General features: G+C 53.2%; 13 protein-coding genes. 3 read left to right on the forward strand and 10 right to left on the reverse strand.

What is annotated here, in order from left to right; genetic code table 11:
• Positions 1–2: 2 nt before the first annotated feature.
• From ACSC94_RS03825 to ACSC94_RS03870, 10 genes are all read right to left on the reverse strand, one after another.
• Positions 3–1,730: a SulP family inorganic anion transporter gene (locus ACSC94_RS03825; RefSeq protein ID WP_435641738.1), complete on the reverse strand. Its 1,728-nt coding sequence runs from the start codon at positions 1,728–1,730 to the stop codon at positions 3–5.
• Positions 1,731–1,793: 63 nt separating this feature from the next.
• On the reverse strand, positions 1,794–2,393 hold the full coding sequence (locus ACSC94_RS03830) for a hypothetical protein (protein WP_435641739.1): 600 nt from the start codon (positions 2,391–2,393) through the stop codon (positions 1,794–1,796).
• 60 nt (positions 2,394–2,453) lie between these two features.
• Complete coding sequence (locus ACSC94_RS03835) at positions 2,454–3,527, reverse strand: NADH:flavin oxidoreductase/NADH oxidase (RefSeq protein ID WP_435641740.1); 1,074 nt, start codon at positions 3,525–3,527, stop codon at positions 2,454–2,456.
• On the reverse strand, positions 3,511–3,957 hold the full coding sequence (locus tag ACSC94_RS03840) for a Fur family transcriptional regulator (RefSeq protein ID WP_435641741.1): 447 nt from the start codon (positions 3,955–3,957) through the stop codon (positions 3,511–3,513). The genes ACSC94_RS03835 and ACSC94_RS03840 overlap by 17 nt, the downstream gene beginning before the upstream one ends.
• Before the next feature lie 2 nt (positions 3,958–3,959).
• Entirely contained in the window at positions 3,960–5,270 is a 1,311-nt protein-coding gene (locus ACSC94_RS03845; RefSeq protein WP_435641742.1) for a pyridoxal-phosphate dependent enzyme, read from the reverse strand.
• Between the two features lie 2 nt (positions 5,271–5,272).
• Positions 5,273–6,796: a pyridoxal-dependent decarboxylase gene (locus tag ACSC94_RS03850; RefSeq protein WP_435641743.1), complete on the reverse strand. Its 1,524-nt coding sequence runs from the start codon at positions 6,794–6,796 to the stop codon at positions 5,273–5,275.
• A gap of 1 nt (position 6,797) precedes the next feature.
• Positions 6,798–7,766 (reverse strand): ATP-binding protein, encoded by a 969-nt coding sequence (locus ACSC94_RS03855; RefSeq protein WP_435641744.1) that lies wholly within the window; start codon positions 7,764–7,766, stop codon positions 6,798–6,800.
• Position 7,767: 1 nt separating this feature from the next.
• Positions 7,768–8,940, reverse strand: coding sequence for a cysteine desulfurase family protein (locus ACSC94_RS03860; protein WP_435641745.1), 1,173 nt, complete (start codon positions 8,938–8,940; stop codon positions 7,768–7,770).
• A gap of 92 nt (positions 8,941–9,032) precedes the next feature.
• Positions 9,033–10,070: a hypothetical protein gene (locus tag ACSC94_RS03865; protein ID WP_435641746.1), complete on the reverse strand. Its 1,038-nt coding sequence runs from the start codon at positions 10,068–10,070 to the stop codon at positions 9,033–9,035.
• Between the two features lie 44 nt (positions 10,071–10,114).
• Positions 10,115–10,501 carry a DUF2946 family protein gene (locus ACSC94_RS03870; RefSeq protein ID WP_435641747.1) on the reverse strand — a complete coding sequence of 129 codons (387 nt, stop codon included), beginning with the start codon at positions 10,499–10,501 and terminating at the stop codon, positions 10,115–10,117.
• Positions 10,502–10,678: 177 nt separating this feature from the next.
• Here ACSC94_RS03870 and ACSC94_RS03875 point away from each other — a divergent pair, with 177 nt between their 5' ends.
• From ACSC94_RS03875 to ACSC94_RS03885, 3 genes are all read left to right on the forward strand, one after another.
• Complete coding sequence (locus tag ACSC94_RS03875; RefSeq protein ID WP_435641748.1) at positions 10,679–11,815, forward strand: AI-2E family transporter; 1,137 nt, start codon at positions 10,679–10,681, stop codon at positions 11,813–11,815.
• A 155-nt stretch (positions 11,816–11,970) separates the two neighbouring features.
• Positions 11,971–12,963, forward strand: a complete 993-nt coding sequence (locus tag ACSC94_RS03880; protein ID WP_435641749.1) for a M48 family metalloprotease — start codon at positions 11,971–11,973, stop codon at positions 12,961–12,963.
• A gap of 60 nt (positions 12,964–13,023) precedes the next feature.
• The gene (locus ACSC94_RS03885) at positions 13,024–14,358 is read left to right on the forward strand and encodes an amino acid permease (protein ID WP_435641750.1); all 1,335 of its coding nucleotides are present in this window, start codon (positions 13,024–13,026) and stop codon (positions 14,356–14,358) included.
• Positions 14,359–14,411: the final 53 nt, after the last annotated feature.

Consider the following 14,411-nt stretch of genomic DNA (forward strand, 5'->3'; position numbering starts at 1 on the left):
TGTTACTCTTTCGTTTCAGTGGCGATTAAATCGGCGGCCCGTTTAACGCCTTCGGCAAAATTATGCGTCAGGATCAGATCCGGGTAATGTTGGAACAGTTTCATGTTGAACATGATTTTCATGGGTTCCGGTTGAATCCCTGTCAAAATCACGCGGATATTGGCACGGTGGCACCGGCGAATAAATTCCTCCAGCGCGGTTTCGCCACTGGAATCAATCATTGGCACTTGCCCCATGCGCAGGATAAAGATTTTTGGTTTGACCACCATCTGGTCCAGAACATCCAGCAGGCGGGACGATACGCCGAAGAACAAGGGCCCGCGCAATTGATAGGCTTCAACCCCCTCCGGTAAATGGGACCGCATGTCGTAATGCTGGTCTTCATGCCGGATCATGTCGGCCACATCCGATTCAACCAATGTGATATGTGTTTGCATTTCAAAGGCGTGGGTCATGCGCACCATGAATAAAATGGCGGCCATCACAACACCAACTTCAATCGCCACGGTCAAATCCACGGCAACGGTCAGGAAGAAGGTGATCAGCAGGACGGCCTTGTCCCCCCATGGGGATTTCAGCAGGTGAATGAATTTTTCATGCTCGCTCATGTTCCAGGCCACGATGACAAGGACCGAGGCCAGAACCGCCAGCGGAATGTATGAGGCCAGCGGTGCCAGAAACAGGATAAAGCCCAATACAAAGATGGCGTGCAATATGCCCGACACGGGTGATTTCGCCCCGGACCGGATGTTGGTGGCGGTGCGGGCAATGGCCCCGGTCGCGGGCATGCCACCGAACAACGCGCTGGCGCAATTGGCCACACCTTGCCCGACCAGTTCGCAATTCGATTTATGCCGCCGCCCGGTCATACCATCGGCCACAACGGCGGAGAGGAGGGATTCAACGCCCGCCAGAAACGCAATGGTCAGGGCGGATGGAATTAATTCGGCAACACGCGCCGCCGTAATACCATCGGGCCATGACGGCGCGGGGATGGTGTTGGGAATACCGCCAAACACAGACCCAATGGTCGGCACGTCCATTTTTGTGAAATAAACAAGGGTAGAGGCCAGAACAACCGCAACCAGAAAACCGGGGATTTTCGGCGCAAAACGGCGCAGGCCGATAATGGTGGCAAGGCCCAGCCCGGCAATCAGAACACTGCCCTGCATCATTGTATCGCGCGCATGCCAGAAGGCACCGACCTTCTCAAAAAACTCACCCGGAACGTGATCCATCTGCAACCCGAACAAATCTTTGATCTGGCTGGTGAAGATAATCACGGCAATACCGGCGGTGAATCCGGTGATAACGGGTTGCGGGATATATTTTATCCATGTGCCCAGTCGTGCGAGTCCGGCAACGACCAAAATGGCCCCGGCCATCAATGTGGCGATGACCAGACCGTCATATCCAAATTTTTCGATGACGTTGTAAATAACAACAACGAAGGCCCCGGTGGGACCGCCAATCTGAAACCGGCTGCCGCCCAAGGCGGAAATCAGGAAGCCAGCGACGATCAGGGTAATCAGCCCCTTGTCCGGTGTGGTTCCGGATGCAATGCCCAACGCCATGGCGAGCGGCAGGGCCACAATCGCCACCGTTAAACCCGCAATCACGTCATCGCGAAAATCAGATGCTCGGTATCCCTGTTGCAGGACGACGAACAATTTCGGGATATAAAGATGCCACCATTTTGCGGTGATTGCTTGGGTCTGGGACGAGGACATGGGCGGACGACTCCTTCAATGCCGTCAGCATAGGCCCCGAAACACTGTTTTTAAAGGAGATTTTTAGGGGGTTTTCTTGGGAAGCGCATTCAACGCCGGGTTTTTAATGGCTTTGTTTTGATTGTCGGCCAATTGGGTAAAGCGATCCTGAAATTCCGATTCCAGACCGAAATGGGCCTCGCGGCGTTCCCCGTCATTTGCCGTGAAGCGGAGATAGCTTTCCATGATATTATAAACATATTCGCATGCAATATGCGTTGACCCCACGCACATACGCAGGCCGTCAAGATGATGCGGGCCGACGTAGCGCTGTGTTGCTTCTGCGCTATGATCATGCGCGGCGGCCGGTGCATGCAAATGATCATCCATCATCTGGTGCAGCCGATCATTGACATCACTGCGGATCAGCATGGAAATTTGACGGGCTTGCGGCGCATACGCATTCCAACGGTCAACGCGGTCTTTCAATTCCTGCATGTCACTGGCAAAAACCCAGTAGGTTTTCTTTTCCGCCAGTTCAGACAGTAGCCGCGTGATGGCCGTGGGGGCGACCCATTGAATATCTGCTTGCGGAATAACATCGGTTTTGATCGGGGCTGGAAGCGTAACAGCCTCAACCGTTTTGACAAAAGCGCGGCGTAATAAAGCGGGCAATCGAAGCATGGCATTCTCTTTTTGTTTGAATGCCCTGACTTTAGTAATTTAATATTACTATGTCAAATATTACGCCCGCGCATATTGAACGGGCAGCTTCACAGCATCGGCATGGCCCAAGGATTTGGCCGCATTGACCGCCCAATACGGATTGCGCAGCAATTCACGGCCCAGCAAGACCAGATCGGCTTGGCCTTCACGGATGATGGCGTCCGCCTGTTCCGGGGTTGTGATCAATCCCACGGCGGCGGACAGGATGCCGCCTTTGTTCCGCACGGCATCGGCCAGCGGGACCTGATATCCCGGTCCGACCGGGTAATGTTGTGCATCACCGGACCGTAATCCGCCGGATGAACAATCGACCAGATCGACCCCAGCGGATTTCAATGTGCGGGCGAGGGTGACGGAATCCTCAACATTCCATCCGCCGTCCACCCAATCGCTTGCGGAAATGCGGACAGTCAAAGGCAGGTGGTTCGGCCAGACGGTTTGCACGGCGGCAACAACCTCCATCAACGCACGGCAACGACTATCAAATGATCCGCCATATTGGTCATCGCGTGTGTTGGTCAGGGGCGAAAGAAAAGAATGCAGCAAATATCCATGGGCCGCATGAATTTCCAGCCATTCATATCCGGCCTTGACCGCACGGGCCGCGGAATCACGAAATGCGTTTACAATCGCGGTGATTTCCGCGTGGTTCAATGCGTGGGGAACTTTGTTTTGATGGCCGCCAAAGGCTTCGTTCGTAGGCGCAACAACATCCCATCCGCCTTCATTATTGCCGATGTGATGCCCACCGTCCCATGGCACAGCGGAACTGGCCTTGCGTCCGGCGTGACCAATTTGAATGCCGGGTACGGCGCCATGATGTTTAATCATCGCGTTGATGCGGGCCAGTGGTTCGATCTGGCTGTCCACCCACAATCCGGCGCAGGCCGGGGTGATGCGTCCGTCCGGTGTCACGGCTGTGGCCTCGGCAATCACCAATCCAACACCGCCAATGGCGCGTGTGGCCAGATGCGCCAAATGCCAGTTATTGGCATGACCATCCACCGACGAATATTGGCACATCGGTGACATGCCAATGCGGTTGCGTAAGGTGACAGATTTAATCGTCAGCGGGTCAAACAGATGGGGCATTATGATCATCACATTTCATGCACACGCCACGGATTTCCATGGAGGTGGCGAGGGGTTTAAAACCAACCCCCTTAAAATGTGAGTCTTTGAGGATCTTTTCAAGGGCTGGAATCTGCATTTCCTGCACATCACCGCATGATTGGCATATGGCAAATTGCGCGCTGTGTTCGTGCCCGTGCCCGTCACAGCACAAAACATAGGCGTTCAGGCTCTCAATCCGGTGGATCAGATGAACGGATTCCAGAAATTCCAACGCCCGGTACACGGTCGGCGGTTTTGTCCCTTCCGGCATCAAGCGCAGAACGTCATAGGCCCCGACTGGCTTGTCGGCTTTGGCAATGACGGCGAACACATCGCGGCGCGGGTCGGTTAAACGCGCGCCAAGTTCGGCACAGATGTTTTCAAGGTTCTTTGATACGCCGCATGCCATGATTACGCCGCCCGCTTTTGCTGTTCATTGCGCCAGGCCAGCATCCCGCCACCCAGACCGAAGGCCTTATACCCGCGTGATTGCAGATAGGCAGCATAGCGTGCCGTTTTTTCACCAACGGGGCAGGTCAGCAGGATCGGCCGGTCTTTCGCAAACGGGTCCGCTGCATCAATCATGGGTTCCAACAATTCCCATGGAATATTGATAGAACCGGGAATGGACATCATTTTAAAGGCCAAATTTCCGCGCACATCAATAATCAACGGATCATTTTCGGCAATCCACGCGTTGGCTTGCGCGGCGGGTACGGCGAATTGATCGTTGGATACAGTGTATTCAAACGCCTGCAGGCTGCCCTGTTTTTTCTTCTGGTTAAACAGATGCGGGCGGCGTTGGCGGACATAATCCGTATACCATTCGCCACGATCGCAAACTATAAACACAGCGGATTTGCGTTCGCTCAAACCATCATCGATGGTGCGCAGATATTTCAATGCGCCGAGATAGCTCGCGCCACTGGTCGGGCCGCACATGATGGCGCATTTTTTGACCAGATCCATCATGGCATCCACGGCTTCACCGGAATCGACATAAACGAAATCGGCGTAGTGTTCTTTGGTGAACAATCCGGATTCCCACATTTGATCCATCGAACGAATGCCGGGAATAAAATCATTCTTGCTGGCGCAAATGCCGATGGTTTTCAGGTCGGTGCTGCCTTCATCACGGATGCGGCGGGCGGCTCCCAAGGTGGAGCCGGATGTGCCCAGTCCGCCGAAGAAATAATCAACGCGCCCCAGATCATCGGCAATTTCCTTGCCCGTTGTCTGGTAATGAATATCCGGGTTTTTCGGGTTGGTGAATTGCGACGGGAAATAGGCTTTTTCCGGGTCGTCCTTCACCGCCTTTTCGATCAAGAATTGCGGATCATTCGGGTCATTCGGGTCGAAACATTCGCTGCCGCCCAGAACTTCCTCAATCTCCGCGCCCAGCATGCGGATGATATCCTTCACCCCGTCCACTTTGGCCAGATAGGTGATGAGTTTTGTTTCCACGCCATAGGTGCTGGCGATCAGTTGCAACGCCTTGGCCGTGTTGCCCGATGAATTTTCGTAGATCGTCTGGCCCTTGGCCTGAATATCCGCGATATCATCACGGATCATGCCCCATGCCACGCGGTCCTTGACCGAACCGAACGGGTTCATCATTTCCATTTTGGCGTACAGGTCGATATTTTTCAGCCCATGCACCTCCGCCGGGATTTTCAGCAGGGGGGTGTTGCCGATCATGTCGGTAATACGGTCATAAATCATGATTAGTACGCTCCAATTTTCAGGGCGAGGGGGTTGTAAAGATCATCACGGAACCAGCGGAAGCCGGATTCCGTTTCAACAACGGCGATTTTTTCGGCAATGCGCTGTTGCAATACATGGGTTTCGGCGAAATCCATCTGGTACGCCGCCGTGTTAATAAACGCCACAATATCGCCCGTTTCCGGGATGAAATCCGGGAAGGTTTTGTGATACTGAATCATGTCATGGGTCAGACAGAGGTTGCCCACATACATAACCCCATCATCTGCCGCTTTTCGGTTTTGGGTACGGTATAAAACAACCGGGTCCGTCATCAATTTTAACTGGGTGGCGTTCAAATTGGTGCGGTTCATATCCAGAACCACCAATTGTTCACCCATCATGGATTGTTTGTTCAAATTGACGCGGGACAGGGTGATGCCGCATTGATCCAGCAACGCCCGGCCCGGTTCCACATACAGATCCATCAAACTGTCGGACAGGATGCGGGACAGGGATTGCCCGTCAAATAACGGCAAAGGCGCATCAATGACGGAGGCCAGATCCTGCGGGCCGTCATCCTTGTGGTAATGCTCCATAAAGTTCGGCGCACCCTTAAGAACGCCTCCTTCGTTGCGGAATCCAAGGCCGGAATCATTCCATGTCAGGCTGTCGCGTTGGCCAAGGACGGAGGCCTTTAATTCCTCAACATACGCGTTCCATTCATCCTGGGATGCGGCATAACGAATGCGGTATCCGCCGCCAATATCAATGCCGCGCGGGGACAGGCCACGATTCATGCATTCAAAGGTCAGTTGCAGAATGGTTTCAATGGCCGGCGGACGGCGAATGTAATCGCCCGCGTTGAAGTGGAAACTGAACCCATGGAAATCCAGAACATCCTTATGCGCGACCAGATAATTAATAATCGCCGGGGCGTGTTCGACGTTGTTGGCGAATGCACTGTCCTGCGCCGTGAATTTTACGCGGTCGGGTTTAAACCCATCCAGACGCACGAGGATACGGGCTTTCTTCCCGGAGGGCAGCAAGGATTGCATGACGATTATCTGTGCCATTTCCGTCATGTTATCGACGTTAATCAACACATCTTGTTGCAGGCAGAGGGACAAGTAATCGGCGTTTTTCGGGCCTGTGGCTTCAATGCGGGATGGATGAAATCCGGATGCGAGGGCATTTTTCAATTCACCTTCGGATGAAACATCCAAGCCAACATTGGTCAGCGCCGCACGTTTTTTCAGTGCGGCGGATTTGTTGGGTTTGGATGTGTAAAAAATCCGCCCCTGCAATTGCCGGTCATCGTAGATTTTTTGGAAAGAGTTAATTGTATCGGCAATGTGGTCCGGGAACATAATGTTCAACGGCGACCCAACGCCATCAACCAGCGAGAATACAAGGGATTGATCGGCCAGAAACCGTTCAATCATCGGGTGAATGGCCGCCCGCACGCGGGGGCGGGCACGGTCAATCGCCGATCCCAGCATTTGGTCAGCCAAGCAAAGTTCGTCTTTACGGAGCGCATTCGACATCTTATGCCACCTTTGTAATTTTGAAATCCGGATCGATCTGGCTCATCACGTCGCCATAACCCTGTTGCACCCATTTCTTTTCATTCAGCTTCATGTGCAGGGCATAGAGCATGGCCATGCGATCATGGGCGGACAAAGCGGGCTTGGATGCGGCCAGCATGATTTTCTCCATCGCCGCCGCCATTTCACCCGTTACAAATTCGGTCGTAATGGCATCGCCACGCTGGCGCAGTTTTTTTAAGGATGATGTGTGCGGCAGAACGGCAATCGGCGTCAGGCCAGTGGCCTTCACGATAAAATCAATGTCGGATTCATCTTCAATTTTATTGGCGACCAGATGGATCAGGCCATCAATACCGGATTCACGGGCCAGCTCCATATACAGGCGGCACACTTCCGCCGATTCCGGCGTGGGTTCGGCAATCAGGACGATCGCATCGAATTGCAAATGCATGGAATAGGCAAAGGCATCGGTGCCCGCCACCATGTCACAGACAACCCAGTCATTATCGTTATCGAGCGCAATATGGGACAACAGGTTTTCGGCCACGAACAAATGGCTGTGGTAACAAGTCTGGCCAATGCCGCCCTTGTCATACGTTCCCACGCTCATCAAATTCAGGCTGGGCGCGTCATTGATGCGAACGGAATAGGGCGCCAGCGCCGCGTCATCGACGGAACGCACCAGATTTGATCCCTCACCCGGCGGGGTGGTGGGCAGGAATTTGGAAATATCGGCGACGCGGGTATTGGTGCCCTTGATATAATTGCGGATAACGTCGGCCACATCGGGGTTGGCCATCAATTTATCCATGGCAACCTCAACCCCCAGAAGGCCGGACAGGTTCATGTTCACATCGGCGTCAATGGCCAGAACATTGCGGTTTTGCACCGCATTCATATAACGGGTGAACAACGCGGATGTCGTGCTTTTACCCGAACCACCTTTTCCGGCGAATGCGATTTTCATGTTATGCGGCTCCTTGCATTTTTTGAATGGTTTGGACGGCGTTGATGATCATGTCCGCGGCACGAACAATTTCCATCTCCGTCGTAAAGCGCCCGAATGACAGGCGCATGGATTCTCGTGCGGGTTGATCGGCACCGGTCATGGCGCGGATAACATGCGAAATATATCCCGTGCGCGTAGCGTTACAGGCGGATGACGGGCTGAACGCCAGATCAGGCAAGGCGGCCAGAAGGTCTTCGTTCGTAATGCCGGGCACGCGGATGTTCAGAATATTCGCCGTGCGCCATTTCGCATCGGAATGGCCATTGATAACCAGATCCGGCAACGTTCCCTTTAATTTTTTGAGGAACAGGGTGCGCAGGGATTCCATTTTGGCCAGATCATCGGCCAGTTCGATGTGTACCAGTTCCGCCGCCTGCCCAAACCCCGCGCACAATTCCGTGGCGACGGTTCCGGCGCGCATACCGCCTTCATACATGCTGCCGAACAGCAGCGGTTTGATGTGGGTGCGGATGTGTGGGGCGATGTACAGCGCGCCCATGCCTTTTGGGCCATAAATTTTGTGCGATGACAATGTGACCAGATCGGGATTGCCGCATTGATCCAACGTGAAATGCATCTTGCCAACCGCTTGCGCGGCGTCGGAGTGAAAAATGATCCCTTCGGGTAAAATGGCACGAATTTCGGCCAAGGGCTGGATGGTGCCCACTTCGTTGTTCAACGCCTGAACAGATACGAGGCCCGTTTGCGGCGTAATTGCGGCGGCGATCATGTCACCTTCAACCATGCCACAGGGTTTGGGTTGAACGTAGGTCACAGTGAATCCGCGCTTCTCAATCTCCGCCATCGGGCCCAGAACGGATTTATGCTCAACCGCCGTGGTGATGATGTGCGTTTTTCCAATTGCGCGCAGATAATCCAGAACACCAAACAATGCCATGTTGTTGGATTCGGTGGCGCCAGAGGTAAAAACCAGTGTGTCCTTTTTCGCGCCAATGCAATCGGCCACCTGTTCGCGGGCCAGGTCGATATGGGCGGCGGCTTTCATGCCGAATGCATGCACGCGCGCGCCGGAATTGCCGAAATCGTTGCGCATGCAATCATCCATCACCGCATGAACGCGGGGGTCCAATGGCGTGGATGCGCCGTAATCCATATAAATGGGGTCGGTCATGACTTTTGAATCCATCAACGGGTTTGATGCCCGAAACTGTTACAGAATAACACTGTTATAAAGTAACGATCCCGGGCGTCAAGACTTGAGTTTTATGTGCGTGGGGACAGGCACATCGTTGATTTATCAGTCAATTTTTTCCATTCATCCGCGGGCAGGCCGGGATTTTGCATGGGCTGATGATGCTGGTGATGATTGTCATGGTTCTGGTGGTCATGTTCGCCACCACCATGGTTGTCGTGCCCGCCCATCAATGACATGCCGGCGGCAATGCCAAAGGCCAAAGCGGCGGAGCATCCCAATTTCAAGGCGGATGCCTTCGCACCACGCCATTTATCAATGCCATAGGTCACAGCCACGGCAATAACCGGGGCGGTCATCATCATCAAACCAGCCATAGCGCCAGCGGAGACAGCCGTACCCGATGCGGCGGCAATCGCGGGAATGGCGATGCAGCCAACGTGTGACACTGCCGCGCCGCCCGCACCACCGCCAACGCACATGGCGCAGCTTTTGAATGCGTTGCGCACGCCGCCCGGAATGCGTTCATATACACCAACCAGAGCCGGGTGCGCGGATTGATGGGCATCGGCAAAAATTTGCAATGTTGTGTTTTCAAAACGACGGGCCAGCGCCTTGAACGTCACCGGGTTTTGCATGAAGGTTTCAACGGCCGCGCGGATAGGCTCGAATTCCGGCTTGTGCGCTTGCGTTTTCAGGCTCAGTGGAATGGCGGCGTAACCCGGTGCGGTATAGCCTTCGTATAATTTTACGGTGGCTTCATCCAGAAAGGCCGTATCATTCACCGGGTTTTTGGGCAGGTTCAGGCCCTTGATGCTGAGGTTATGCTTGTAAGACGCAATATCCATGGCCCGTCGCAACGTTTCCATGTCGGCCTCTTTCGTGCCGTGGTGCCAGTTCATATTGCTGTTGGCCACGGCAATGCGGGCTTTGTCTGTGGCCATTTCATATTTGCTGTACCCATCACACCCGAACATGGACGGCATGGCTTGTTCAATGCGGAAGGTGGACAGGGCCACCAAGGCAACGGCATAGCGGGCCGGATCAAAAATACCATTGACGGGATTTGTGGCGATCTCACGAGCCACGGTTTTGTGGAATTTGCACATAATGATCATTCTTTCGTTTGTTGTGTTTGATGATGGTCTGTCAATCAAACGAAAGCAGGCGGGGCGCGGGATGATGCACGGGCGACGGCGTGGCGGTCACGAATATGGTCGGACCAGATTTCAACAAAGACAGAATAGGGCGCATTGATTGCGGCCAGCGTGACAGGTTCAGGTACATCGCTGGCCAGAACGGGGGCAAAGGGGCAATGTTCACCGGATTGTTGTTGTTCGCCAGTGATGGGTTGACCATGTTCATCAACCGTAATGGTTTGCGTCCCAAAACCGGAGCAGATCACCATGGTAAATGTGCCGTCATCGCGATCACCCGGCATATACCCGACCGGAACCATCGCGCGCACAAATACGGCCAGAACCACCAGGGTCACGGCCAGCATTTTGATCCAGCATTTTGCAGAAGACGCAAATGTCATGGCGCGCAGGATATCGGATTGGGTTCAAGGATGCAAAAAAGAAAAATGTTATATTTTTCAATATGTTGACGTTGTTGATCCCGGGGCTTGAGGAATGGGGCACACAATATATACATTGCGCCCATGGCGTGACAAAATGCGGGCCTTGTTGATCAAGACTGCATACGGAACGATATCATGCCGGACGAAACAATCCCGATGACACAGACAGGCTCTTCCAAATGGAAGGATCATTCCTTGTTCCTGCCCGCGTCCATGGCGCGCTGGCTTCTGGTCTTTTTGTTTATTGCCGGGGTGTATTTCTTTCACGGCTTTATTGTTCCGGCACTGACGGCGCTGGTCATTTCGGTGGCGACGTGGCCGCTTTATAAAAAATTGCTGGAATCGCTCAACTACCACAAATCGCTTTCGGCCACGATCGCGTTGCTGATCGCGATTGTGTTTCTGGTCGTTCCACTTGGTGTGTTGACGTCCTATGCCATCAAGGAAATTACCATCTGGCTGGCGTGGGCGGTCGAGGCAAACGCCAAGGGGGCCACCGTGCCGGATTGGATTGCGGCGTTGCCTGTGATTGGTGACTGGCTGGCGCAGCAATGGGATTTGTATATTGGCCACCCCGGCATGATTGGCACATTTGTACAACAAATCAGCGGATCAAATGTTGGTTCGATCTATAGCGGCGTGTTAACGGCCAGCGGCAGTCTTCTGCACATTGTTCTGACCCTGATTTTTATTCTGATCACGCTGTTCTTTATCTACCGTGATGGGCTGTCTTTCGTGGATCAACTGGACCGCATCGGGGAATATGTTTTTCCGGGCCGCTGGACGCGCATTTCACGCATCGTGCCTATGGCGATTAACTCAACCGTTGTTGGTATGGGCATTATTGCGATTGGTGAGGGGATTGTGCTGGGCACCGCGTATTGGATCGCGGGTGTGCCGTCCCCCGTTATGCTGGGTGTTTTAACCGGGGTTATGGCGATGATCCCCGGTGGTGCGCCGTTGTGCTTTACCCTTGTGTCCACCTATCTGGTGGCCAGCGGCGCGCCGCTGGAGGGGATGTTGCTGTTCGCATGGGGGGCATCGGAACTGTTCTTCGTCGATAAATTCCTGCGTCCGCATCTGGTCGGCGGCCCGATCCGCTTGCCGTTCCTGCCGACATTCTTTGGCTTGATTGGCGGGGTAAAGACGATGGGCTTTATCGGCTTGTTCATTGGCCCGGCTTTGATGGCGCTCATCATCTCCATTTGGCGCGAGGCGATTGATGAATTAAGTGGAAAAAATGAAGCCAGCAGCGCGGAAGAAGGCCGATAATTTCACCCATGAAGCGTTATGGCCTGATCGTTTGCTTTTTGTTTGCTCTTGCCCTCTCCGCCTGCATGTCACCGGATGCCGAGGCCCCGCGCGGCAGTGAGGCCGAATTGGAGAAAGAACGCCGGACGCAGGTGGAAATGGTTTTCAACACCCGCGTGGAAGAAGAGCGCCGGGTTCTGAGCATCGGATATAATATTTACAAAGCCAACGTCGATATCTGCCCCGTCTTTGGGTATGCAACGGGCATGTATATCTGGAATAAATATTATTTTGAGCGGGAAAACCGATCCATTGCCAAACGCGTCTTCAATATCGGTGAGACACTGCAAATCAAACATATTATGCCGGGAAGCCCAGCCGATGTTGCAGGATTGCAGGTTGGCGACCGCCTGGTCAGTTTGAATGACAAGGATATTAACAAGGGGCGTTATGCCTACCGTGATTTTTACCGTAACTTCAATAAATTATTCAAAGACCAGACCGTCAATCTGGTCGTACAACGCGGGACACAGAATATCCCGGTGACATTATCGCGCGATAAAATTTGCGGATTTGGTTTGGTTTATGATGAAACCGCCATGGAAATTAATGCATCCGCAAATGGCCACAGAGTCAAAATTAATCGTGGGTATTATAAGTTCACGGAAAATGACGATGAACTTGCCGAAGTGATTGGGCATGAACTGGCGCACAATGCCATGCTTCATATTAATAAAGGACAATGGAATTCCGCAATTCCAATCCTTGCGGGTATAGCCATTGATATGGGGAATGTCGTCAACGGCACGAATATAGATTCTGATGATGTGTATGATATTAAAAAATATACCGATCTGATTTATTCGCCATCATTTGAACGTGAAGCCGATTATGTTGGCATGTACATGATAGCCCGTGCCGGATATGACACATCCAAAGCGGCCCATGTTTGGCGCCGTAGTTCCGCCGAGGATAATGGCGGCGGGATTGAGGTGGATATTTTAAATTCGCATCCATCAAACCCAGACCGCTTCGTCTCCATGGAAAAAACGCATAAGGAAATCATGCATAAGAAACGCCATGGCTTGCCGCTTTTGCCAAAAATGGAGCAGGGAAAAACCCTGCCGCTCGTCAATCCGCCCGCAATTCGTAAGGGCGATATGCACTAGACAGCGTGTGCGGAACACGTACCATGATGATAGTTTTTATTGATCGCTATGGTATTTATTATGTCATCGGATACACAACCCCCCAAATCTGAAAAATCTATTGGTGTCGTGGCGGCAACGGCTTTGGTCGTTGGTAACGTTGTGGGGGCTGGATTTTTCCTATCGCCTGCGGCATTGGCGCCTTATGGATCGGTCGCGTTGATTGGGTGGGTTGTCATGTGCATGGCGGCCATGTGCCTGGGGTTGGTGTTTGCACGGCTGGGGCGCATCGTTCCGGCGTCGGGCGGGCCATATGGTTACGCGCGTATGGGCTTTGGTGATTTTGCCGGGTTTCTGGTCGCGTGGGGATACTGGATTTCCGTTTGGGCGTCATTGCCCGCGATAGCACTGGCGTTTATTGGCTATCTTCGCATCTTTGTTCCGGCCCTGCATGCCATTCCACATGGTGAAATGATCGTCGCGTTGGGCATTATGTGGGCCGTCGCATTGTTGAACATGAGCGGCGTAAAACGTGTGGGTCAGGCGCAAATTTTATTGGTCGGCGTTAAAATTATTCCCTTTCTGGCGATTGCGATTTGCGGGTTGTTCTGGTCCGGATGGGATAATTTAAAACCGCTGAACCCCAGCGATGTTTCATTTCCATTGGCCTTGGCGGCGACATTCCCGTTGACCATGTTTGCCTTTCTGGGGATTGAATCCGCAACGGTCCCGGCGGACAGTATCAAGAACCCGAAGAAAACCATTCCATACGCAACCATGATCGGCGTCATGCTGGCCGCCGTCATTTATATATTTGGCACGCTGGCGGTGATGAAGGCCATTCCGCGTGAAACATTGATGCAATCGGCTTCGCCCTTTGCCGATGCGGCCACGGTGATGTGGGGATCGTGGGGCGGGTATGTGATTGCATTTGCGGCTTTGCTGTCTTCACTGGGGGCGTTGAACGGGTGGACATTGCTGATGTCACAGGTGCCCATGGCCGCCGCGCGGGATCATGTATTGCCGAAAATATTCAGTGACCTGAATCGTTTTGGGGTGCCGGGCAAGGGCATTGCGCTGTCAATGGCCCTGTCGTCTGCGGTTCTGATTATGCAATCGACGGCGGTTGATACGCTGATGGCGTTGTATGACTTCATTGTGCAACTCAGCACGGTCAGCGGCATGATACCTTATGTCTTCTGCTGTCTGGTCGAGGGTGTTTTATTCTTGCGCATGAATCCCGCATCACGGGCTTATCGCATTGGACCGTATATGCCCATCGCCATGGTTGGGTTCATCTTTTCCATGTTGACCATTTATGGGTCGGGTCCGATGGCGGGCATGTGGGCGTTGCTTTTGTTGCTTGCCGGCATTCCGCTTTACGTCGCAATGCAATCCGGAAAACAGAATACATAATAAACGTGCGCTTGTATGACATAGCCATTCATAGTTGTTCTTTTCGATTGACG

The organism is Micavibrio aeruginosavorus, from assembly GCF_051245535.1.
Classification (GTDB): Bacteria; Pseudomonadota; Alphaproteobacteria; order Micavibrionales; family Micavibrionaceae; genus Micavibrio; species Micavibrio aeruginosavorus_D.